A 22,827-nucleotide genomic window follows, 5' to 3' on the forward strand; every position below is an offset into this window, starting at 1 on the left:
GGCTTTTTTATGTGGATGGCTTGGGGGTGGATGAATGTGTCGACGGGGCGTGTTGCGGATAGAATAAATCACGAAACCCGCCAGCAGATCATGGAGCTGACCCAGCTGATGGATGAGGTGAGATCGACGCGGGATCAGGGCAAGCTATGGACCCGCACTCGCGAATTGCTGGATGAGGCGAGGAAGGAATTGGAGGTGAGAGAAGAGAATTGGACGGAGGCCGGACGTAAAGAAGGAACTCCTGAACATGAACTGGTGCGGGCGTTGCAGTGGCGGGTGGCAACGATCAAGGAATTTTTGAGTTTGTGAAAGGGAATAGACTGGAAAGGGATGGACAGGTGGAGGTTGTCCCTTGGCGATCTCACTGAACATTTGAGCCGGTCCTCATCAGGCGTCGAATGAGTTCGGTGAGCGGCATCGCGAGAAGGCCGAATAGGACTCCTTGAACGAGAAACATCGTGTTGTGAAGGGGAAGATCGACCAGGCGGGAAACCTTGTGAATGAAGGAGATCCATGGGCTGTAGCCAAATGTGAGCAACAGCAGGTTACTGGTGACGGGAAGCAGGCGACCGACAGCGATTGCCATGGGTAGAAAAACGAGAATGGCGCAGGGAAGGTTTGATGCCTGCCAGAACTGGGTGCGAAAGGTCTGCGAATCCCGGGCGCTTGTTAGCAAGGCATTGCGATGCAAAAGAAAGGAACCGAGGGCGACCGAGGCAGTTCCGATAACGGCAATCAGGAGTTCTGGGCGCAATAATGTCCATAGGGATCGTGTGTCAGAATACGGATTCAATTCGGAATGTCCTGCCTGGATTCCAAGGCGGGTGGTGACTGCGTCGGCAAGCGTGAGCAGAACAAACGTGCCGATGAAAAAGGTTACCAAACGCATGAGAGTTGGAATTGTTAATGACCAGGCTCAGCGATGGCAATTGAAAATGCGTTGTCTACTACGTAGAACTCGCGACCAAAGCCAACTTGAGGGTTCGCCTTTGGTCTGGGTGGCGGCGTCATCGTCATGGTTCCTTGCGGAAGGCTCCGGACTGCCAATCGGCCTCGGAAATCCGGTCCGCGAATGGATAAGGCATAAAGGCCGAGTCAAGCAGCCATCCATGATGCCGAATCACTGGATCTGTGCTGCCGAAGTCAGCGACTACGGTCTCACCAACCTTCAAGACGTGGCCATCCATGTAATAGTCGGCAAAGTCCATCCGTCCATGCGTGGCGACATCGAAAGCCTCATCAAACACGATAATAAACCCGTGGCCTCTGGCAGGAGGATACGCACTGCCCTTGGCTGATGATCGGAGAAACTTTGCGGCCGCAATCGTGTAGCGATGTTCGTCTCGCTGAACGGTGCCAAGGTAATCAATCGTCTTCAGGTGATACGAAAATTCCCGATCTCCGTCTTTGTAAGTCTTCGAGGTCAAGTGATCGAGCTTCGAAGCCGCAAGCCCCTGAACCATCTTGGCGACAACGTCTGGCGTGTCGGTGGCGTCTCCGGGAGAATCTGCGAAGGCCAATGAACCTGCAACGAACAAAACTGGAATGAGGAAGCGCATGGAAGTTGGTGCTAAATCATTTGTCTGTCCCTTGGAACGATTACTGAATACACACTGTAACTCATAAATGAAATCACCGTCCATCCTGCCAACAGAAGAACAGGGCGACCTTCCTGTAGGATCAATGAGTCTGCGACCACGAGAGGAATGAAAACGATAGAATCCACGATGCCCGCGAAGAATCGCTTTCCAAAAGTCTGGTAACGTGAGTAAATCATGGGTCTGTCCCTTGGGGTGTATTAATGCAACCCAACCTAATTTTTCACCTCGTTTTCAGGTTGCTGAATTCCCTGATCACTGCGGATAAGCCTCATCAATGTCTCGTCTGATATGTGTTGACCGATTATCTCAATGCCTGCGAGTTGGTCTTCCGGTGATTTATAGTATCGCCGTAAGTTAAACTTAATTTCGAATATTGTCTCTTCTAAAGCCAATTCTATCGGGCGTTGCCTATCAAATCTCGTCTGCAGCTCCTTATATTTTTCATATAACCTATTGAATTTGTCTATGTTATTTCTTCCAACCGCCATCATTTCGCGTTCTAAGGCAGACATGCTGTTCTTGAGGGTGACATCTGAATGCTTGAACAGAACAGCAGCAAGTTTGGAACATCGTCCTAATTTTTCATCTCGGATCTCCTGCCATCCCTGATCGCCAGTTATCCAGATACATTCGTCGACTTCCTTCTTAGCTGAGTTGAAAGTATCTTTCGACGGATTGACGTCTAGATTCTTTAATGCCTCATCAAATTTCGCTTTAGAAGGAATATGGGAATCGGCGTGCAGGCTAAGGGCCCAACACAGAAGGAACAGGATAAAAACAGGGCGCATAAGTGTGTTGTTCCTAAGAGCTATAGGCTAGGCTTGCGGGAGGTGTCGATGACGGCGCAGAAGCCTTAAAAGTCTTAGCCTGCGTCCGTTTGTTCGCCATTCTTGTTTGTGTCTGTCATGGTTTCTATTTGGTAGTTGCTGGCTTCGTAAGCCTAGTCATCTCATCGATCAGCCAATAGCATTTGTAATAGTTCTGTGGCATCCAGCCGCCAACAACCTCTGGTCGCTCAAATACGGTGGTATTTCCTGAATAAATGAAAAATACGATGCGGCGGTAGTCGTCGTTAGGACTCAGGCCATTGATCCAACCGCACTTGGCTTCGACGACTACCTTGGCCGCAGACCCCGCTGAAGGTTGTTCAATTTTCCAGTTCCCTGTGAAAGTTCGCCCACTCATTCCGAGTGGGTCTGATCTAAATGTCCCGTCCTTGGCAAAGATGTAGGAAGACGTCCCGTCGACAAGGATGATGCCCGAACCTTTCATTTCGATTGCGGGATCGGGTGGCGGCGCCGAAAGGCAAGAGACTGTAGCGATAACGAGCAGCACCGTGACGATGAGGATGGCCGATCGGTTGGTTTTCATGGCTTTGGGTTCCGTTTTTTGGGCGAACGTCAAAAGTGGTGGCGCGGCGGCCCATGGCTCACAGAGCGAAGCGAACGAGGGGGCTTTTCCGCCCTTGCCAGCCACGTCTTGTTCGACTTTTATTCGTCTACTTACCGAATTTAGAAAGTTCAATCAGTTGATCCACATATTTCCTCGGAAAAGAGGGGCCGTAGTTTCCCATGATCGAAATGACTTCTCTCCCTGGAAGGGGAACGAGAATCACAAACTTTTTGGCTTCATCGTCATGATAATTCATCCACTCTATAGGCATTTCATCAGGATTGAAGGGCGGATTGAATTTCAAGACGATTCCTGATTCTGTGGGTATCATCTCCGTCTCCCATCTTGTTTTTGCATCCTTAGCCTTGGACTCTGGGTAGGCCACTGACCCTAATTTCGCATTGGCCCAGAGACTGAGCTGGCCGTGGCTCTGTCCAGATACTGTGTATTGCTCAGCCAAGATCAAAAAGACCTTTCCGATAACACGATCAAGTTCAGGGTCGGTCGCTGCGCGCGCCTGTTCCGAAGCACAGAAAACCAGTAAACACATGGAGATTCCGACGAAGTGGCTTTTCATTTTCTTGATCGAACAGGCGGTTAAAACGACGTTGTGAAGAATAATATCACCCTATATGCTTCAATATTGAAGATTTTTCGAGTTCTGATCCGATTTCACCTGCAAAACCACACGGATATTTGGGAGATCATGTGTATGTCCCTTGGGGTGCGCAGATTGAGTATGTGGGAGGGCAGGATTGGGGTTTAAGTTTCCTACATTCGGGGGTAAGGAAGAGAGCTGAGACCGACGAAACGTCGGTGGTCCGACCGGGGAAAGCGAGCCTTCTTACGTCGGCTGCTACGTTGGAGAGGGCGCAATTACCCAGACGAATGCCATGGCGTCTGGTCCCTTGGGCTCGTGGCTGGGGGAAGGGAGAGAAATGAATGATGACCGACGACACGTCGGTGGTCCGATGGGGGCTAACGGCGTTTGCCGCCGCCGCTTTTCTTTTTGCGGCCGAACATAATAGCGCGGGCTTTGTCTTCGTTGTTGAGGACGGTGGTGTATTTGTAAGGGAAGTTGTCGAGCTTGCGGCGTTCGATGGTCTGGCCGATGAGGCGCTCGATGCTGGCGACGTTGCCGATTTCGTCGGCGGCGAAGAGGGTGAAGGCGTCGCCTTCCTGCTTCGCACGGCCGGTGCGGCCGATGCGGTGGACGTAGTCTTCGGGGTTCTCGGGAACCATGTAGTTGATGACGTGGGTGACGCCGCTGACGTCGAGGCCGCGGGCGGCGACGTCGGTGGCAACGATGATCTCGTATTCACCTTCACGGAAACCTTTGAGGGCTTTTTCGCGATCCTTCTGGCCGATGTCGGAATGCATGACGGTGGCTTTGTGCTCGCCGTCGCGCTGGATGGAACCGAACAGGCGGTCGGCATCCATCTTGGTGCGGGTGAAAATCATGACGCTGTGGAAATCGGTGCGGCGCAGGAGCTCGAGGATGAGTTCTTCGCGCTGGTCGCTGGCGACAGGATAGAGGTAATGGCTGACGGTTTCGGCAGGGGAGAAGCGGATGCCGATTTCGACGGTGGAAGGGTCTTTGAGCGCCCAGTCGGCAAGGCCTTTGATCTGTGGCGGCATGGTGGCCGAGAAGAACAGGGTCTGACGGTTGGAAGGGGTTTTTTCGACGATGCGGCGCACGTCGGGGAGGAATCCCATGTCGAGCATGCGGTCGACTTCGTCGAGAATCAGGACTTCGAGACCGCTGAGGTCGATGTCGCCTTCGCCCATGAAATCGAGGAGTCGACCAGGGGTGGCGACGACGATGTCAACGCCTTTGTGGAGGCCTTCACGTTGTTTGCCGTAACCAACGCCGCCGTGGACGAGGAGGGTGCGGAGGCCGGTGTATTTGTTGAGGCGTTCGAAGTTTTCGACGACCTGGGCGGCGAGCTCGCGGGTGGGTTCGAGGATCAGGCAGCGCAGTTTGCCGGGAGGGCCGAGTCGGCTGATGGTGGGCATGCCGAACGCGGCGGTTTTGCCGGTGCCGGTTTGGGAGGCACCGATGAGGTCTTTGCCGGCGAGGATGATGGGGGCGGCTTTGACCTGGATCTCGGTGGGGTTTTCGTAACCGAAGTCGCGGATGCCGGCGAGGATGGCGGGGCTGAGACCGAGGGCTTCGAAGTTGGCGGGATAAGGGCCTTCAGGGACGGGAGGAGCGGGTGGGGGTGGCTCGGGATCGTGACGGACGCGGGGTTCGCGGGGGATGTCGTCCTGGGAATTACTGCGGGAGGGACGGCGGCCGGAGCCTGAGCTTGGGCCGGAGCGTTCGTTGCGATCATTGCGCGGGCCACGGGAGTTGCGGTCGCGGTCACCGGAGCGTTCGGAACGTTCGGGACGTGGAGCGCGTTCACGGTCACGTTCACCGGTGCGGGGGGCGCGGCTGGATTCGCTGCGACCGCGTGGGCGATCAGAGCTGCGATCCCGCTCACGTTCGCGTTCACGGGCAGGAGGGGCTGCTTCGGCAGGCTTTTTCGCCGCTGGCTCGCTGACGGGTTTTGTGCTGAGTCCTCCGGTGAGTTTCTTGATGCCAGCTTTGATGCGACCGAAGAGGCTGCTTTTGGCTTTGGCTTTTTCGGGGGCTTCCGTTTGACGATGAGGAGACACTAGGTTTTGCGGGGAATGGTGGTGGCGGGGTAGGACGGGTTATATCCACCATTTTCGTGGAATTGCAAACTATTGCATTGGGGCCTCTCCCGTGGGGGAAGGATGCAATGGAGGTTCAGGCGCAGAGGGCGACGTATTCCAGCGACTGCATCTCGAAGCGTTCCATCTCCTGCTCGATGTCGCGCAGTTGATGAGTGAGCACGCAGTAGCTGTCGCGATTGAGGTGTTGCTGGTGCATGAGGGCGGCCATGCAGAGGGGGAAGGGGGAGGGTTCGAGGGTTTCGCGGCGGGCGCGGCGCAGGCACCATTCGAGTTGTTCAACCAGGGCGGTGGCGGGCCAGAATCCGAGGTTCGCAAAGTGTTGAACGGTGGCGAGGGCTTGTTCGATGCTGACGATCAGGTTTTGGTTCACGGTAGTTCTCCTGCGTGGTGCAGGTAAGGAACGACGGTGTTGTGACAGGTGGGGGAGGGATTGGTTTAATGGGTGAGGGGCGACTGAATGATGCGAAGTGAAACTTCGCGGTCCCTAGATGATGCTCTCAAGGTTGAAACCTTGGAGGGATTGGCGTTGTTGCCAGGCTTGGGCGAAGCCGAGGTGGCGGGTGATTTCACCGGCGACGATGAGGCAGCGCATGCCTGCGGCGGTGGCGGCGCGGAGGCCGTTTTGGGAGTCTTCGATGACGAGGAGGTCGGCGGGAGGAAGGCCTAACTGACTTGAGGCGTGGAGAAAGAGGCCGGGGTCGGGTTTGGCGCGACCGACGTCGTCGAGAGTGGTGACGTTTTGGAAGAAGGAAAGGAGATCGAGCTTTTGCAACCAGCCGTTGACCCAGTTGGAGGAACTGCTGCTGGCGACGGCGCAGGGAATGGAGTGATCGCAGGCCTGTTGGAGAAGTTCACGAACGCCAGGAAGGGTGTCCTGATGTTGGAGAAGTTCGGTCACGCGCTGACGACGACGCTGGGTGATGGATTCCCAGGGAAGGGTGCGCTGGATGAGCCGTTCAAGTTCGACGGCGGGGTCGTAGTGGCCGAAGTCGCTGCCGACGCACTGGGCCCACGTTTCAATGGTGAGCGGGTGTCCGTGTTCCTGATAGAGCTCGTGCCAGGCCTGGTAGATGGCGGTCTCGGTGTCAACCATGAGACCGTCGAAGTCGAAGATGAGACCGCGAACAGGGGCGGACGAGTTCATCGAGATCGATCGGAATTGGAAGAGGGAAAGCCAGCGGGAGTCGAGGCGGCTGCTCGGCTGGCTACTCGACTTTCATGACGCCGTTCATCAGCATGGCGTGGCCGGGAAAGCTGCAGATGTAGGGGTAGTCGCCAGCTTCGGCGGGGGCGGTGAATTCGATGGTCTCCGTTTGTCCGGGCTGAAGTAGTTTGGTGTGGTGGAGCACTTCAGGAATCTCGGGGATGTAGCCTTTTTCAATAGGAGCAGCCATCATGGCGTTGGCGCCGACGATGAGTTTGTCTTTGCTACCCAAGACGCCGAGGACCCAGTTGTGAGGGAGGGGGACGGGGCTCTTGTTTTCAAAGGTGAGTTTGACGGGCTGTCCGGCTTTGACGCTGAAGGTTTTCAGGTCGAATGCCATGGGGTTGACGGTGTCCGGTTTGATGAGGATTTCGGCGACGTCGACGACGGGAGTGCCTCCAGCGACCGTGGCGGTGGGGTCGGCAACTCCGGCGGCAGCGACTGGCGCTTCAACTTTGGCGGGGGCGGTGTCACCTCCATTGCGAATGACGATGCCGCCATAGATGAGAGCGGTGCCGGCGACGAGGGAGAAGATGGCAAATCCTGCGCCGAAGAGGAGGTTGATGACTTTCCAGATGCCGCCGGTTTCTTGTTCTTTTGTGTCGTGATGGGTTGCCATGGGTAAGGGAGCGTTAGTTAAGTCAGAATTGAAGCGGCGGAAAGCAAAAAGTTGGGTGGAAACTGGAGGATGAGTTACGCGTTCGCCAGAGGGAAGAGCGGATCTTCCGGCGAAATGAGGATGGGATGCAGTTGCCGGGCCTCGGCGATCCATTGGGTGGCGAGGTCACGGCGGGAAAGGTGGTTCAACAGCCAGCGGGCGTTTTCCAAGGCGGCCTGGACGAGTTGAGGGCAGGTTTCCGGGTGCGCTTCGAAAGTTTGGTGGAGAAGGTCGACGGCTTCCTGGGTTTGCAAATTGGCGCTGAGTATGCGCACTCGCAGGGGGATGAAGTCGGGATTGTCCGCAGGAAGTTGGTGCAGTTCAGCAAGGGCCTGGGAGGGCATGCCGAGTTCGAGGTAACCTTCGAGAACGGTGATGACGGTTTCGGTTTCGCTGGCGAATTCGGGTTTCTCGCTGAGGACCTGGCTTTGCAGTCGTTGGGAGGCAGAGGGGGAGAGGGGCCGGTCGCCGTCTTCGGTTTCCTGGGTGACGAGATACACCCAGTCGTTGCCGTCCTTGTGCTGCCGCCAGCTGTTGTAGGTGAGGAGGGCGGTGAAGAAGAGTATGACGCTGGTGATTTCCAGGATGAACGGGGTGGTGAAAACCGTGAAGATGGCGATGGAGGTATTCAACACCACCTCGCGCGCGGTGGGGTTGAAGCTGACCAGGGCTGCCAGGCCGGCGATGGCGGCGAGGATGCAGACGATGGGGCCGATCAGTTGGGAAGGAAGGCGCATCGGTGCGGGTGATGAAGGGGAAGGGGAAGACGACGTGGGCACGGCAGTTACCGTCGCTCAATCTGGGCGAAGGGCAACCGCGAAAGGGGAAAGGGGGGCGGACCGGACCGGACGGAGATTGCTTCAGCGGCGGCGTTGGGCGGCGAGCAGGAGCAGTCCGCCAAAAGCGAGGAGAGCGCGGGAAGGTTCGGGGACGGAGGTCACGGAGAGGCTGCCGATGGTGGCGGTGGTCCAGCCATTGAACGAGTCGGTAGGGGCCGAAGCACCGATTGCCCCCATGTTCTGCACGCCCATGATGAAGGAGGAGTTGCCCCAGCCGTCGGTGGCGTTGCCCCAGCTTTCCATGTCGCCGAGCGACCAGGTGCCGCTGTGGACGGAGGTGGCGGAGTCGGCGCCGTAGAAAGTGAGGCTCCATTCGGTGGCGGTGGCGGTGAAGTCCAGCCCGGTGGCGATGAAGCTGAGGGTGCCGCTGCCATTGGGGGCGACGACATTGGGGTCGGTGGCAGAGGTGCTTGCGTTCTTTTTGGAGCGCACGCTGAAGACGGTGGCGGTGAGGGCACTGTTGTTGGTGAGCTCGATGGAGATTCCGTCGTTGCCGTTATTATAGAACTGTCCGAAGGAGTTGCCACCTGCGGCGGGGTTGGCACCGACATTGGTGTAGGTTTGATTGTCGCGAGGGATAAATCCGAAACGAAAGCGGGCCTGGGTGCCTGCGTGGTCACCACTGCTGCTCAGGGTTAACTCGCGCATGGCGACGCTGATGGTGTTTTGGTAGAGATTGAGCGGGGCGTGGGCGCTGTTGGTGTAGAGAACACTGCCGCTCCACTGATTGGGCATGGCACTACCACCGCCAATGGCGTCGGTGCTGATGGTGAGGATGCCACCGCTCTCTGACAGGTTGCCTGATCGACTCCAACTGGCAACGGGCAGGGTGGTCGCGCCGGTGGTGGGGTTGCTGTTGTCGAAGTCGTCCTGAATGACGATGGCCGACTGAAGGGACGGTTGATTGGCCAGCATGGTGCCGATCAGCAAGAGTGAGCCCAGCAGAGGCAGCCGAAATGTTTTCATAGGAGGGGGGAGTTTGTCGGCGGAGGCGGTGGTTTTCAAGGGATTTTCCACCGCTGGCTTCTCAGCGTTTGCGGCGGTAGGCCAGAAGGAGGGAGCCGACGAGCAGAAGAAGGGCGCGGGACGGTTCGGGGATGGCGGAGGCGGTGATGTAATAACCGTCGGCACGGATGTCCTGGGTGAAGTTGAAGCCGTTGAGGCCGGTGGTGCCCAGGGCAATGCCGGCGGTGGCGCGGTTGGCTTCAGCGGTGCCGGACCAGTCGATGAGTTTCCAGGTCTGGCCTTCGACCCAGCTGGCGGAGTCGAACCCGGCGAGGAGAATGGTGGCGGAGGTGAGGTCGGTGGTGCCGGTGGTGAAGAGGTCGAGCTGGTCGCTATCGGTGCCGTAGAGGTCGAAGAGGATGTCGCCACTGACGGTGATGCCGACGTTGTTGACGGCGGTGCTGTTGCCGAGGGTGAGGGTTTGGGCTCCGTCGCTGAGGAGATTGTGGCTTCTGCCGATCATGAGCTGGCTGGTCGATCCGAGGCTGATGGATTGGGCGTTGCCGCCGGTGATGCTGCCGGTGCCGCCGAGGGTGGCGGTGTTGTTGACGAAAACGCTGCCGGCGCCGGTGGCGGAGCCAGCGGTGTTGGTGGCGAGGAAGGTGCCGGCGTTGATGGTGGTGTTGCCGGTGTGGGTGCTGTTGCCGCCGAATTCGGAGATGCCGGTGCCTTCTTTGGTGATGGAGCCGCTGCCGGAGAGGGCACCGGTGTAGACGGTGTTCTGGTTGTTGGCACCAAGGGTGAGGGCGACGGCGTTGGTGGCGAGGTTGTTGAGGGAGAGGTTTTGGTTGCCTTTGAGGCCGCCGAAGCTGGTGGATGTGGTGGCGTGGCCGAATTCGATGCCGCCGGGGGTGGCGAGATTGACGGTGCTGCTGGCGACGGAACCGGTGAGGGAGCCGAAGGTGAGATTTCTCAATTCGGCGGCTGCGGTGCCCTGGGTGTTGCGGCTGAGGGTGATGACTTTGGTGCCGTAGTTGATGGCGGTGATGAAGGTGTTGCCATCCAGACCCGTGCCAGCGATGCTTTGACCGACGGAGAGGCCGGAGACGTCGAAGCCGGTGAGGTTGATGGTGTTGGTGCTGTTGCTGAGGGTGACGGCATTGAGGGTGGCACCGGCAGCTTGAAGGATTTCCACAACGCCACCAGTGAGGTTGGTGTCGCCGGTATGGGTGCTCGCTCCGCCGAGGCGCAGGCGTCCGGTGTTGCTTTTGGTGACGGCGAGGCTGCCAGCGAAGGTGCCGTTGAAAAGGGTGGTGCTGGTTTGGTTGATGGTGAGGGTGGCGGGGCCGCCGCCAGCGCGTTCAACGGTGCTGGTGATGATGCCGGGATTGATGCTGGCCTGGTTGACCTGGGTGACGCTTTGATTGAAACCGTTGAGATCGAGGGTGGAGGCGGCGGTTCCGTAGTTGACGCCCATTTGCAGCGAAGTGACGGGCAGGGCGTTGTCGACGCCAAGGACGAGTCTGCTTCCGCTTCCCAAGGTGGTGCCGTTCCAAATGTTGCCCGCGACATTGACGTTGATGGTGCCGCCCTGGTCGCTGTAGAATGAACCTCCTCCGAGGTTGATGGGGGTGGTGTTGAAATTGACGGTGCCGCTGTTGAGGTTGAAGACGATCTGGTTGCCATTGCCGGTGACACCGCCATTGATGTTCAACACCTGACCGGAGCCGCCGGTGCCGAGGCGCAACTGGCCCTGGAGGGTGATGGTGCCGGTGATGGTGTTGTTGTTGCCGGAGCTGGTGCTGAGCATGCGGGCGTAGAGATTGGTGGGGTCGCCGCCGACAAAGGTGAAGTTTTCCGCAATGGTGACGTTGTTGCCGAGCGTGAGGAAACCTCCGCCTGCGGTGTAAACGGTGGTGCCTGCGCCGACACCGGTGGAGCCGAGTGCCTCGCTGTGGGTGACGTTCAGAAATCCGCGGCTGATGACGGTTTCTCCGGTGTAGCTGTTGGCGTTGGAGAGGGTGACGGTGCCGTCGCCAGCCTTGATCACCTTGGAGGGGTTCACGCCGTTGTCGCTGATGCTGCCGCTAATGACGATGCTGCGGGTGCTGTCCGGTGCGCTGAGGATAAGTTCATTGGTGCTGCCGATGGTGGCATTTCCGCTGAGGGTGAGAATGCCGGTGCCGCCGTTGAGGATGCCGTTGGCGGTGTAGTCGCCGCTGATGGTGGCGGCTGCGCCGGTGTAACGTAGGGTGTTGAAGGTGGTGGCTGCGCCGAATGCGCCACTGGCACCGGTCTGGTAATTGGTGGTGCTGCTGGTGAGGGTGTCGAGGGCGGAATTGGCGGTGGTGTAAGTGTAGGCCTCGATCTGGTTGGTGGTGAGGTTGCGGGTGGCGTAGGAGGTGCTGGCTGCGGTGCCGAAGGTGGCCCAGGGACCGATGATGCCACTGGCGTCGACGGCGATGTTGGGGGCGATGACGGAACCAGCGCCACGAATGTTAAGGGTTGCACCGGCATTGCGGGTGAAGGTGCCGCTGTTGTGGGTGAAGGTGCGTCCGGTGTTGATGTTCCAGATTTGTCCGGAGTTGGCGAGCAGCGCGAGGTTGGTCTGGATGGTAAGACTGGTGAGGTCGGCGCTGCTGAGATCGATGGTGGAGTCGTTGTTCGGGTATCCACCGCTGGCAGAGCCTTGGTTGACGCCGCCGAGAGTGAGCGTGCCGACGCCGCTGATGACGACCGTTCCAGTGGTGTTGAGGAGTTCGATGCCCAGCCAGGTGCGGCTGGTGGCGAGGTCATTAACGAGAGAACTGGTGTTGTTCCAGCGGGCAATGTCGTTGGTGCCTGGAAGGCCACTCCATGCGCCCGCTTGGTCGATGGTGATGGCGTCGCCGTCGCGCGTTTGGATGGCGGCTTGAGTTGCGGAAGCAAGTCCGGTGAAGAGCAGCGCTCGCAGGATGGAGATGCTGATGGAGGAGGGTTTGAAAGCCATGAGGTTGAGCAGGTTGCGGTCGGGAATAGTCTGCCAGTTTAGCGATTGGTTGATGGCTTGCCAATACAAAAGTATTCCACTGCGATGACCAGCGCGAACTCTCCTCGTGAGAGACTCGGGGAGGTGTCAGTTTTTGGGTGCAGGCTGCCTAATCTTCGACCGGAATAGCCTTGACCGGGGCGGGGAGGATTTGGCTGGGTTTAAGCAACTCTCCAGTTTTGCTGTCGACGGGAATGGCGACCGGGATAGGATGGTTGGCAGCCGTGTCCGTCGTTTCAGAAGGGATCGTCAAAGCGGAGGTATGAGCGGGGACGATCCAGCTGACTTTGGCGGTTTCCACGGAGGAGATGGCGGGGAGAGAACGAACGGAGGCCGATGGAGGGGATGCGACAGGAGCCTCTTCAGTTTTGGCACCGAAGTTGAACATGGCATTGGCAAACATGAGACCACCGCCGAGCAGGACGATTCCGCCGGTGACCATCGCCGTGGTGACGTAGGAGCCGCGTCGGGCGGCACCTCTGCGCTCGGGACGACGGGCGCGGAATTGGCGAGAGCGAATCCATGGGCCGAGGTTGGAGACGAGATAACGGTAGTCCTTGGCTCCGGCGAGGGGCGGGGGCTGGAGCTGGTCGAGAATGGCACTGGCATCGACCTTCAAAAATGCGGAGTAGGTGCGCAGGAAACTCTTGGCGTAGGTCAGCCCGCCGTGGCTGTTGTAATTGTCGTCCTCAAGGTCCTGCAGCCGGGCTGCGGGGATGCGGGTCTTGTGAGCGACATCAAGCAGGCTCAGACCGCGTTTGGTGCGGGCTTGACGAAGTTGGGAACCGAGGGAGAGGGACATGGCAGGTGGTTTGTGGGAAACCGGGCGGAACTAGGCGGATGAACAGTCTATTAGATACTGTGATACGTTTCAAGCTTTTCGAATGCGCCTATAGTTCTACAAGAATTTCGCGGGGCTTGGCGCCTTCGCCGGGGCCGATGATGCCGCGTTCTTCCAAAATGTCCATCATCCGGGCGGCGCGGGTGTAGCCAAGTCGCAACCGGCGCTGGATGAGGCTGGTGGAGGCTTTTTTCTCGGCGGAGATGATGTCGAGAACTTTTTCGAGAATGGCTTCGTCCTCGGGGGTGGTGGTGCCTTCGTCTTCGTCGTCGTCCCAGTTGTCGGAGTCGTCACCGAGGGTGGCTTCGAAAACGGGCTGGCCTTGTTCGCAGACAAAATCGACGAGTTGCTGGATTTCGTCGTCGGTGACCATGGTGCCCTGGGCGCGGATGAGCTGGCTGGTGCCGGGGGGGAGATAAAGCATGTCGCCTTTGCCAACCAGTTTGTCGGCACCTTTGCGGTCCATGATGACGCGGCTGTCGAGGGCGCTGGAGACCTGAAAGGCGATGCGGCAGGGGATGTTGGCCTTGATGGTGCCGGTGACGACATCGGCACGAGGGGTTTGGGTGGCGACGATCATGTGAATGCCGGCGGCACGAGCTTTTTGGGTGATGCGCTGGATGGCGCCCTCGATGTCGGCGGGGGCGGTTTGCATGAGGTCGGCAAGTTCGTCGATGATCACGACGATGTAAGGGAAGGTGTCGGGGACTTCGAGTTCGGGTTCTTTGCGCGGAGGTGGTTCGCTGTTGCCTTCCCAGAATCCGCCGGGGCTGTAGCCGTCTTCAGCGTCCAGTTCATCAAGGACGTTGGAGCTGTCGTATTTGTCGGGATGGGGCAGGGTGTCGCGTCCGCGTTTGTTGCTTGTGGTGGGTGGAGGGGAGGATTTGGAAATGGGGGGCGCGATGGCGACGGCGGCAGTGGCGGCTCCGGCACCGAGCCGGCTGGTGGTGGAACTGCGGGCGGCAGAGGCAGCGGAAGCGGCGCGGGTGATGGTGCCGCCGCGTTTGCGGGCGTTGAAGGCGTCAAAATTACGGCAGCCTTCCTTGGCGAAGACCTGGTAGCGTTTTTCCATTTCGTTGACGACCCAACGAAGGGCGAGGAGGGAAAGTTTGGGATCGGTGACGACCGGGAGGGCGAGGTGGGGGAGGTCTTTGTAGCCCTGCATCTCGACGAATTTGGGGTCGATCATGATGAAACGCAGTTCATCGGGGGCAAAGCGGCAGAGCAGGCTGGTGATGATGCTGTTGATGCACACGGATTTGCCGGATCCGGTGGCGCCGGCGACCAGCAGGTGGGGCATGGAGGCGAGGTCGGCAATGATGGCTTTGCCGTAGACGTCCTTGCCGAGGGCGATGGGGATTTTGGCTTTGCCGCTCTGGAAGGCGTCGTCTTCGAGAAGTTCGCGGATGGGGACGACGATTTTTTCGCGGTTGGCGAGTTCGATGCCGACGGTGTCCTTGCCGGGGATGGGGGCGAGAATGTTGAGTCGCTCGGCTTTGGTGGCACGGGCGAGGTCGGCTTCGAGGTTGACGATGCGGTTGACGCGCAGGCCGTCGCTTGGGTAGACCTCGAAGCGGGTGATGGCGGGGCCTTTGGTGATGTCGCCAGCGGTGACCTTGATGTCGAAGGTGCCAAGCGTGCGAATGATGGTGTTTTGCATCTCGCGGAGCTGCGAGTCGTCGGCGGGATCGCGCTCGGTGGGAGGCGGCCAGCTGAGGATGTCCAGCGGCGGCATGACGTAATTTTTAAACAGGGAGGTGAGGCTCTGCGGTTTGGCGAAGGCAGCTCGCTGCTCCTTCTGTTCCTGGCGTTTTTGCCAGACTTCGGCGAGCAGCGGTTTGGGTTTGGGGGTTTTGGGGACGGTGGAGTCGTAGATTTTGGGGATCGGGTTGACCGGAGGAAGGTCGAGCTGGGTTTCGATGAGGTCCTTGCGTTTGCCAGTGGCGCTGGCGCTGCCTTTGCCGCGACTGAGGTCGGCTGGCGGAGCGTTGAAGGGTTGCAGGGCGGCGCGTTCGGCGGCTTCGCGTTTGAGGCGGCGGTTGATCCAGTATTGGACGAACTGGTCGCGGCTGCTTTTGAGAATGTGGACGGCGACCTGGATGGGGTGCATTCCGGTGACGAAGATCATGCCGATGAGGTAGGCGAAGCCGAGGGAGATGATGGAGCCGACTTCGCCGAGGATGCCGAGCAGGAGCATGCCGCCGACGACGTAACCGAGTCCGCCACCAGCACCGAGCGGGGTGATTTGTGGGGCGTCCCATTCCCAGAGGGTTTGCAAATAAAGTAGAGCCGCAGCGCTGGTGACCATCAGGGCGAAACCCATCCAGGCACGCAGGGTGATGCGCATTTGGGAGGTAAGTTTGCAGACGCCGAACCAGGTGAAGCAGATGGGCAGGACGTAATTGGCTCCGCCGAACATCCAAAAAGTGTAACCGGCGAGGACGGCACCGGAGCGCCCGATGAGGTTGCGGGCCAGCGGGGTGGGAGTGTCAGAGAGAGGCAGCCAGGGAGCCCAGGCGGGGAGGTCGGCGGGATCGTAGGAGATCAGCGCGAGAAAATAGAAGAGGGCGATCAGTAAGAAGATAAACCCACAGGCGGCATGCCAGTGGGGGGATTCCACCTTTTGCTCGGTTGAGAGCTTGCGCTGAGGTCGGCTGAGGGCGCGGGCGGGCATGTGCTGGTGGTGATCGCTGGGGAGACTCCTGAGTGGAAAAGATGGCAGATTATCTGCACAAGTAGAATTCTGATAACGCTGAACAGATAAGACTACCAGAATTTCTAGATTTGTTCAAGTGTCGAGTGGGATTTGATCCGGACAGGTGGTGTGTGAGCGGTTTTCCCGGACCATGCGAAGATTCCGTCAGGTGGTAAAGGTTGCGTCGCGGAGTGGCTTTGTCTAAGTTTGGGACATGTTGTCTATTGATTGGTCTGTTTTGCGTTTTGTGCCGGTGTATCAGGAGAGGGTTTGGGGTGGTCGGCGTTTGGAAACGTTGTATGGACGTCAGTTGCCGAAGGAAGGCACGCCGTATGGGGAGAGTTGGGAGATTTGTGATCGGGTCGAGGCGCAGAGTGAAGTGGCGGAAGGGCCGTTGCAGGGGTGGAGTTTGCACGATTTGTGGATGAGGTCGCGCGTGGAGGTTTTTGGGGAGAAGTTTGCGAATCACAAGGCGGAGCGGTTTCCGCTGTTGTTGAAAATTTTAGATGCTTCGGAGGATCTGTCGATTCAGGTGCACCCGAATGACGGCAATGCGGAGCTGGTGAGTGGTGAGGCGAAGAGCGAAGCGTGGTTTGTGGCGAAGGCGGACTCGGGGTCGAAATTGTATGCAGGATTGGCGGAAGGGGTGACTCGCGAAGGGTTTGAGAAGGCGATGGGCGACGGATCGCTGGCTGCGCAGGTGCAGGTGCACGAGGCTGTGGATGGTGGTTGTGTGGCGATCGCCGGTGGCGTGATGCATGCGATTGGGGCGGGGTTGGTAATTTTTGAGATTCAGCAGAACAGCGACACGACGTATCGGGGGTTCGACTGGAACCGGGTGGGGTTGGATGGGAAACCGCGCGAGCTGCATCAGGAGGCGGCCATGAAGGTGACCGATTTTGAGGGGGGGCCGGTGAAGTGGCAGCGTCAGGTGGGGTCGCGGATTTTGGACTGGGAGTATTTTAAGCTGGACCGGTTTTCGGTGAGCAAGTTTGAGGAGCGCCGGGCACCGGGGTTTGGGGAGTTTGTGATCGGAGCGGTGGTGTCGGGCGAGATCTCATTTGATGAAACGACGCTGCGAGCGGGAGATTTTTTCCTGGTGCCAGCCCTGGCGCGGGGAGAAGCGAGGCGGTTGCGCGGGGAGTCGGCTTCGGCGGAGATCCTGTGGGTAAGTCTTTGAAAGGATGAAGGATGAAGGAGGAGGGATGAAGGAGGAGGGATGAAGGAGGAGGGATGAAGGAAGGGAGCTGCGGAGATTTTTTCTGGATTGAATGCTGGAAAGGGGCGGGGAGTTCCGTTTATCGTGGTCTGATGAAACACGTTTCTTTTATTGTTGCTGTCGGTGCTTTGGCGTTTGGGTTGGGTGGAGCCCAGGCGGAGGAGGGGAAGGCGATCTTTAATGGCAAGGACCTCAGTGGCTGGGAAGGCAGCGCGGATTTGTGGTCGGTGGAAGATGGGGCGATCACCGGCAAAACGAAACCAAGCGAGGCGGATCCGAAAAAAGGTCACATCAAACACAACACGTTCCTCATCTGGCGCGATGGCAAGGTGGGCGATTTCGAACTGACGTTTAAATACCGCATGGTGGGGGGAAACAGCGGATTGCAGTATCGCAGCAAGGAGCTTGAAGCCGGGGAGTCGGGGCCGGTGATGAGTGGTTACCAGGCGGATTTTGAAGCGGGCACGAAATACAGCGGGATTTTGTATGAAGAAAAAGGGCGCGGGATCTTGGCGGAACGTGGTCAGCAAACGGTGATCAAACCACAGGAAAAGGATGCGGCGAATCCAAAGAGCAAGCCGTTCAAGGTGGAAGTGACGGGTTCAGTGGGTGATTCGGCGGCGATTCAAGCGGCGATCAAGTCGGAAGACTGGAATGAGTATAAGATTGTCGCCAAGGGCAATCATGTGCAGCATTTTATCAATGGACTGAAGACGGCGGAGGTGACCGATGAAGATGCGGGGAACGCACCGAAAGAAGGTTTGTTGGGTTTTCAGATTCACGTGGGCCCGCCGATGGTGGTGCAATTTAAGGACGTGATTTTGAAGGAGACGAAGTAGGGAGTTTTTGAGAGCGGCGGACTCCAGTCCGCCGTTTTTTCTCCGCGCTTCTGGAGGCGGTCTGGAGACCGCCTTTCCTTGCGGTGGGCGATGGTCAGTGCAATGATGCCGAATGATTCTTCCGCCCCATGAGCCGGATTTTTTTGAGAAGTGCGTGCGCTTTGTGTGTGGGTTTGTTCTGGGCGCTGGGGTCGGGCTTCTTGTGGCACTTCGGGATTTTGATGCTTCGGGCCTGACCTTGTGGCTGGTGGTTGGAGGGATGGCGGTTGTAAGTGGCGTGGTTGCTGTGAAGTATGGCGATGACTTTTGGCGCAGTGTGATGAAGTGGTGAGCGCGGAGGGTGAGGCGAGTCGGCCTGCTTGCATTGTGTATCAATAAAGAATACTCAAAGCCACGCAGGATACTCGTTTGTTGGTGGAATGTTACCTGGCATTGGAGAAGGTTAGTCGGTCTCAATTAGGGGTTGGCGGCCAAAGACGATGAATGGTTGGGCACCTATCAGCAGGCTCAAGATCAAGATCAGTGGCCAGGCTCTAACAGGTGGAGTGTGATGGTAGCTCGAAAGCACTGTCTGCCAGTATTCCTGGTAATAGGTTGCAGCAGCAGGCACGTCCTCGTGATGAACCACAACCCGCACACCGCCTATGGCATTGCTGAATTTCCAAACGGTTTGCACGGTGAATTCGTCGAACACGAAGGCTTCGATCTCATGGCTTCCCAAAAAAAGACGAAATAGATGGGCGTCTTCGGGAGTTTGGAACCGGGCAATGGTGTTCACTGTATAAAGTGTCTCTGAGGACGGCAGGGTATAGGTCCATTACGGAGGGCGGACATTCCTGTCCGCAGCGGGGCCAAAACTGAGGTGGACAGAAATGTCCACCCTCCTGCTCACCAATCGATCCCCTCATCAAAACAACGCCGGCGAAGGTGATACTGGCCGTTTTGTTCAATGAGGTAGTGGGTTTTGCGTTTGATGCCGGTGTGGGGGACGCTGGAGAGGCCGGGTTTGCATTGGCTGAAGTCGATGCGGCCGCGGCGGAAGAGGGTTTCTAAGAAACTTTGGGTGGCTTGTTCGACACCGGGAACGGGGGTGGAACCGGTATCGGGTGCCGCAGGGGCGATGAGTCCGCGTCGGGAGAAGGAGGCGGTGCGGACGACGAGGGCACCTTCCATCAGGCCATAGGCGCTGGCGCGCAGGATGATGTCGCGACCGCGTGGGATATCGTCGCCGCCGGCGTTGGGTTTTCCGGTGGCGAAGACGCGGACGGCTTCGGCTTTGAGGCTGCGGGCTCCTTCGAGGCTGAGCAGGCCGCGACGCACGAAGGCGCTGCGGAAGGCTTCTTCGAATTTGCCTTCGAACAGGGTGGCGTCGGCCCAGATGACTTGGGCGGCCATCTCGCTGTAAAACGCGGCGGTGAGGGCGGCGCATTGGACAGCGCGTCCGAGCAGTGCTGCGGCATCGACGCTGACCTTGACGATATCGGCGGGCGTGGGTTTGGAGGAGATGGCTTTGAGCATGGCGGCCATGCCTTCGAAAAATCCGGCGGTGAACAGGCGGGAAAAGGAGTGGGGTTCGGAGGAGAGTTCGTAGTGCGGGGCCATGGGGGGGAGGAACATGGGTTCGCGGTAGAAGAAGGAGTTCACGGCGTTGCGCAGGCAGTCGGCGGGGGCGGAGGCGGGGTTGACGGCGTGAACGGATTTGCCGAACTGCACGGCGAAGCGGGAGACGATGGAGTTCGAATACAGCATGCCGCCGGTTTCTTTGAGAACGGCGGCGGCGATGGTCTCGTTTTGCAAAGCGCTAAGCAGGGCGGTGAGGTCGGCGAAGGATTCGTGGAAGGCGGCGACTTCGTCGAGGGCGGCATCCCAGAGGTCGGGGCGCAGGGCGTCGAGAATGGCGTGGCCCATTTCGTGGGCGACGACATCGGGGCTGTCGGCGGTGTGGACGGTTTTGCCTTTGATGGTGGCGTGGTGGAAGGTGAGGGTTTTGCGGTCGTAGAAGGCGTTGAGGTCTTCGTGGCCGTTGAGCACGACTTCGAGGGGATTGCCGGTGCCGGTTTGCCACTGAAGGGTTTCGGGGAGACAGGGATGCCAGACGTTTTTGGCGCGTTGGATGGCGTCGGCGCAGTTCCAGTAGCGAAAGTGGGGGGTGCCAGGGTTGAAGAGCCCGGCTTTGGGAGCGGTGCCTTCGATTTGCAAGGGGAGGAGGCCGACGGAGAGGGCAGGGGCTGGACGTTTGGAGGGTTTGAGGCCGGATTCGGGATCGTTTTGCCAGACAGCGATCAGACTTTTTGAGCTGGAAGGTTTGGTGGTCGGTGGGGCGCTTGCACTTTTTTTGGTGGGGACGGGAGCGGGAGGCTTGACGATTTTTTTGACGACGCTGGCCGCAGGTTTGGCGACGGGTTTGGAAGAAGCGGACGGCTTGGATTTTTTCATGGGAGAAAGAGGCAAAGCGTAAAAACCTGTCGGGTCCGGCTTGGCTGACCGGGTTTGTTTATTTCCACAAAGCTACAGAATTGAGTCGCCGGTTGACAAGCCTTTTGCAGGTTTGTCCGTGCGATTTGTGAACGGGCATTGTGGTTGTCGGAGTAGAAGTCCCGATTTATGGGTGACTGAAATCATCATGACCCTGACGCTTCGATCTCCGGCAAAAATCAATCTGTGGCTGCGCGTGTTGCGTCGGCGGGACGATGGCTTTCATGACGTGGACACGCGGATGTGTCCGCTGGATCTGGCGGATGAGGTGACCCTGGAGCCGTCGGTGGATGGACTGGCAAAGCTGACGTGTTCGAATCCAGAACTGCCGGTGGATGAATCGAATCTGGCGATGAAGGCGTTGCGCGGATATGAAAAACGCAGTGGGACGACGCAGGCCTGGCAGATTCATTTGGAAAAACACGTGCCGCACGGGGCGGGTTTGGGCGGTGGCAGCAGCAATGCCGCGACGGTGTTGCTGGGGTTGAATCGCTTGAACGGCGGGGTGCTGAGCGACGAGGATTTGCACGAGATTGCGGCGGAGTTGGGGTCCGACGTGCCGTTCTTTTTGTATGGCCGGACTTGCGACGCGACGGGACGCGGGGAGGTGATTGAACCGGTGGAGACTTTCGACTGGGAGTTGCCGGTGGTGTTGATCAAACCGGGATTTGGGATCTCGACGCCTTGGGCTTACAAGAATTGGCGGGATTCAAAGGAGTTGGCGGGGGTGTTTTACGGGGTGCAGACGCAGCCTTGGGGGGAAATGATCAATGATCTGGAACGGCCGGTGTTTGAGAAATGGATTTGGCTGCCGACGATGAAGAACTGGTTGTTGGAGCAGGAGGAGACCGTGGCGGCGCTGATGTCGGGTTCAGGTTCGACGATGTTTGCGGTGGCCCGGAGTGAGGCGGATGCGGCGGTGCTGGCAGAGAGCACGAGGAAATTTTGCGGGGAATCGACCTGGGTGCAGGTGACGAGGACAAGAAAGTAGAAGGCTCGTCCCGAGCCTTGGTTGTAAAATGAAAAGGCTCGAGACGAGCCTTCTACTTTGTTTGTCGCGGGCAAAAAAAGTGGGCCGGTGGAACTCCCATTCCACCGGCCCTGGCATCAACCTCAACACACGTTACGCTTTACAGGCGCAACTAATTGGACAACAACCAATCACTCTCAAAAACACAGGATGTAGAATCTCAACTCATGCATCACTGTTCGCTATGTTTAGTCCCCCTCCGAGATGGGTTGTTCAAACTTTTGATGAAAACTTTTAAAATAATTTTAAGCCGCATTTTGAGGGGGCGGAAGTGGTTGAGTATTAGACACATCGGCATGTTGTAGTTCGCGACATTCTGTTGAGATGCCAAATTCGGTTGGACGCAACGGGAAGAAATTCGGTAGATTGCCACATGATTGTTCCAGAATTTTGGGCCGAAGGTCGGGTTCAGCACAAGGCGGATGGGCGTCAGGTGACGGTGCGCCGATTTGGGTGGTCGGATGTGAGCCAGGAAGAAGCGCAGGATCGTGCGAATGCGCGGGCGCAGGAAGCGATGCAGCGGATCTGGTCGGGAGAAAAACTTGATCGTCGGGAGCCAAAGGTGGCTTACAACGGGGCGGAAGGGGTGCCGATTCGAGAGGAGATCGTTTCGCGTCACGGCGAGGTGGTGATCACGCGCAACGGTTATGGGGCGTTGTGTATCAATACGCCCAATGTGCTTTTCGTTGATGTGGATGTGCAGGAAGGGGTGCCCCGGACCATGTCGTGTTCGGTGCTGGGGGTGCTACTGCTGGTTTCAATTGGCTACGGTCTCGTGCAGGGTTCCTGGTCGGCTTTTATGATGGGGGTGGCAGGGACTTTGATTCTGGGATGGTGGATGGCGGGTTGGTTGTTTCGTTTGTATGAATGGTTTGCGGGAGGGGCTGCGAAACGCGCCCGGAAACGCATGCATCGATTTTCATCCGCCCATCCCGACTGGCATTTGCGGATTTATGAAACCCCAGCGGGGTTCCGCGTGATGGTGTTGCATGAGGTGTTTGATCCGGTTGATGAACGGGTGGCGGAATGCTTCAAGTCGCTCCGTGCGGACGAGGTGTATGTGCGGATGTGTCGGCGGCAGCATTGTTTCCGGGCGAGGGTGAGTCCGAAGCCTTGGAGGATTGGCATCAAAGACCACTTGCCGCCACAGCGTGGGGGCTGGCCGGTGAAGCCTGAATTGATGCCGCGCAGGAAACTATGGGTGGAGGAATATGAAGCGAGATCGGCGGTTTTTTCTTCGTGCCGATTTGTTGAGCAATTAGGCAGCCTGCAGCTTCATCTGGAGGCCGAGCGGGTGATGCGATTGCATGATGATCTGGCAAAGGCGCATTCGGGGCTGCCGATGGGGTAATCTAAAT

At 58.2% G+C, this 22,827-nt stretch carries 22 protein-coding genes; 6 read left to right on the forward strand and 16 right to left on the reverse strand.

Going from position 1 to position 22,827, the window contains the following annotated elements:
* The first annotated feature begins 90 nt into the window (after positions 1-90).
* Positions 91-309: a hypothetical protein gene (locus tag FEM03_RS18425; RefSeq protein WP_138087765.1), complete on the forward strand. Its 219-nt coding sequence runs from the start codon at positions 91-93 to the stop codon at positions 307-309.
* Positions 310-361: 52 nt separating this feature from the next.
* Here FEM03_RS18425 and FEM03_RS18430 read toward each other — a convergent pair whose 3' ends face one another.
* The 14 genes from FEM03_RS18430 to FEM03_RS25315 all read right to left on the reverse strand — a co-directional run bounded on the left by FEM03_RS18430 (position 362) and on the right by FEM03_RS25315 (position 15,885).
* Complete coding sequence (locus FEM03_RS18430; RefSeq protein ID WP_138087766.1) at positions 362-889, reverse strand: hypothetical protein; 528 nt, start codon at positions 887-889, stop codon at positions 362-364.
* A 124-nt stretch (positions 890-1,013) separates the two neighbouring features.
* On the reverse strand, positions 1,014-1,559 hold the full coding sequence (locus tag FEM03_RS18435) for a hypothetical protein (protein ID WP_138087767.1): 546 nt from the start codon (positions 1,557-1,559) through the stop codon (positions 1,014-1,016).
* A 254-nt stretch (positions 1,560-1,813) separates the two neighbouring features.
* Positions 1,814-2,389: a hypothetical protein gene (locus tag FEM03_RS18440; protein ID WP_138087768.1), complete on the reverse strand. Its 576-nt coding sequence runs from the start codon at positions 2,387-2,389 to the stop codon at positions 1,814-1,816.
* A gap of 124 nt (positions 2,390-2,513) precedes the next feature.
* Positions 2,514-2,972 (reverse strand): hypothetical protein, encoded by a 459-nt coding sequence (locus tag FEM03_RS18445; RefSeq protein WP_138087769.1) that lies wholly within the window; start codon positions 2,970-2,972, stop codon positions 2,514-2,516.
* Between the two features lie 127 nt (positions 2,973-3,099).
* Positions 3,100-3,570: a hypothetical protein gene (locus FEM03_RS18450; protein ID WP_138087770.1), complete on the reverse strand. Its 471-nt coding sequence runs from the start codon at positions 3,568-3,570 to the stop codon at positions 3,100-3,102.
* Between the two features lie 401 nt (positions 3,571-3,971).
* The gene (locus FEM03_RS18455) at positions 3,972-5,654 is read right to left on the reverse strand and encodes a DEAD/DEAH box helicase (protein WP_240772832.1); all 1,683 of its coding nucleotides are present in this window, start codon (positions 5,652-5,654) and stop codon (positions 3,972-3,974) included.
* A gap of 115 nt (positions 5,655-5,769) precedes the next feature.
* Complete coding sequence (locus tag FEM03_RS18460; protein ID WP_138087771.1) at positions 5,770-6,066, reverse strand: hypothetical protein; 297 nt, start codon at positions 6,064-6,066, stop codon at positions 5,770-5,772.
* A 114-nt stretch (positions 6,067-6,180) separates the two neighbouring features.
* A complete protein-coding gene (locus tag FEM03_RS18465) occupies positions 6,181-6,840 on the reverse strand; it encodes an HAD family hydrolase (RefSeq protein WP_138087772.1) in 660 nt (219 codons plus the stop codon).
* A gap of 61 nt (positions 6,841-6,901) precedes the next feature.
* Positions 6,902-7,519, reverse strand: coding sequence for a plastocyanin/azurin family copper-binding protein (locus tag FEM03_RS18470; protein ID WP_166442988.1), 618 nt, complete (start codon positions 7,517-7,519; stop codon positions 6,902-6,904).
* A gap of 74 nt (positions 7,520-7,593) precedes the next feature.
* A complete protein-coding gene (locus FEM03_RS18475) occupies positions 7,594-8,295 on the reverse strand; it encodes a tetratricopeptide repeat protein (protein WP_138087774.1) in 702 nt (233 codons plus the stop codon).
* A gap of 123 nt (positions 8,296-8,418) precedes the next feature.
* On the reverse strand, positions 8,419-9,363 hold the full coding sequence (locus FEM03_RS18480; protein WP_138087775.1) for a hypothetical protein: 945 nt from the start codon (positions 9,361-9,363) through the stop codon (positions 8,419-8,421).
* 61 nt (positions 9,364-9,424) lie between these two features.
* Entirely contained in the window at positions 9,425-12,331 is a 2,907-nt protein-coding gene (locus FEM03_RS25680) for a beta strand repeat-containing protein (RefSeq protein ID WP_166442989.1), read from the reverse strand.
* A 148-nt stretch (positions 12,332-12,479) separates the two neighbouring features.
* Positions 12,480-13,172, reverse strand: a complete 693-nt coding sequence (locus FEM03_RS18490) for a helix-turn-helix domain-containing protein (RefSeq protein ID WP_138087777.1) — start codon at positions 13,170-13,172, stop codon at positions 12,480-12,482.
* An 88-nt stretch (positions 13,173-13,260) separates the two neighbouring features.
* The gene (locus FEM03_RS25315) at positions 13,261-15,885 is read right to left on the reverse strand and encodes an FtsK/SpoIIIE family DNA translocase (protein ID WP_138087778.1); all 2,625 of its coding nucleotides are present in this window, start codon (positions 15,883-15,885) and stop codon (positions 13,261-13,263) included.
* A gap of 235 nt (positions 15,886-16,120) precedes the next feature.
* Between FEM03_RS25315 and FEM03_RS18500 the strand changes: the two genes are divergently transcribed.
* The 3 genes from FEM03_RS18500 (at position 16,121) to FEM03_RS24835 (ending at position 18,295) form a co-directional block, all read left to right on the forward strand.
* Complete coding sequence (locus FEM03_RS18500) at positions 16,121-17,086, forward strand: type I phosphomannose isomerase catalytic subunit (RefSeq protein ID WP_138087779.1); 966 nt, start codon at positions 16,121-16,123, stop codon at positions 17,084-17,086.
* Positions 17,087-17,217: 131 nt separating this feature from the next.
* Positions 17,218-17,964: a 3-keto-disaccharide hydrolase gene (locus FEM03_RS18505; protein WP_138087780.1), complete on the forward strand. Its 747-nt coding sequence runs from the start codon at positions 17,218-17,220 to the stop codon at positions 17,962-17,964.
* Positions 17,965-18,076: 112 nt separating this feature from the next.
* Complete coding sequence (locus FEM03_RS24835) at positions 18,077-18,295, forward strand: hypothetical protein (protein ID WP_206171074.1); 219 nt, start codon at positions 18,077-18,079, stop codon at positions 18,293-18,295.
* Between the two features lie 111 nt (positions 18,296-18,406).
* On the opposite strand, the gene FEM03_RS18510 is transcribed toward FEM03_RS24835, so the two are convergent.
* Positions 18,407-18,742 (reverse strand): DUF2007 domain-containing protein, encoded by a 336-nt coding sequence (locus tag FEM03_RS18510; protein ID WP_138087781.1) that lies wholly within the window; start codon positions 18,740-18,742, stop codon positions 18,407-18,409.
* 110 nt (positions 18,743-18,852) lie between these two features.
* Positions 18,853-20,400, reverse strand: coding sequence for a gluzincin family metallopeptidase (locus FEM03_RS18515; protein ID WP_138087782.1), 1,548 nt, complete (start codon positions 20,398-20,400; stop codon positions 18,853-18,855).
* 187 nt (positions 20,401-20,587) lie between these two features.
* Between FEM03_RS18515 and ispE the strand changes: the two genes are divergently transcribed.
* Both ispE and FEM03_RS18525 read left to right on the forward strand, forming a co-directional pair.
* Positions 20,588-21,430 carry a 4-(cytidine 5'-diphospho)-2-C-methyl-D-erythritol kinase gene (gene ispE, locus FEM03_RS18520; RefSeq protein WP_240772833.1) on the forward strand — a complete coding sequence of 281 codons (843 nt, stop codon included), beginning with the start codon at positions 20,588-20,590 and terminating at the stop codon, positions 21,428-21,430.
* A gap of 412 nt (positions 21,431-21,842) precedes the next feature.
* Positions 21,843-22,820, forward strand: coding sequence for a hypothetical protein (locus FEM03_RS18525; RefSeq protein WP_138087784.1), 978 nt, complete (start codon positions 21,843-21,845; stop codon positions 22,818-22,820).
* Positions 22,821-22,827: the final 7 nt, after the last annotated feature.

This window comes from Phragmitibacter flavus (genome assembly GCF_005780165.1).
Classification (GTDB): Bacteria; Verrucomicrobiota; Verrucomicrobiia; order Verrucomicrobiales; family Verrucomicrobiaceae; genus Phragmitibacter; species Phragmitibacter flavus.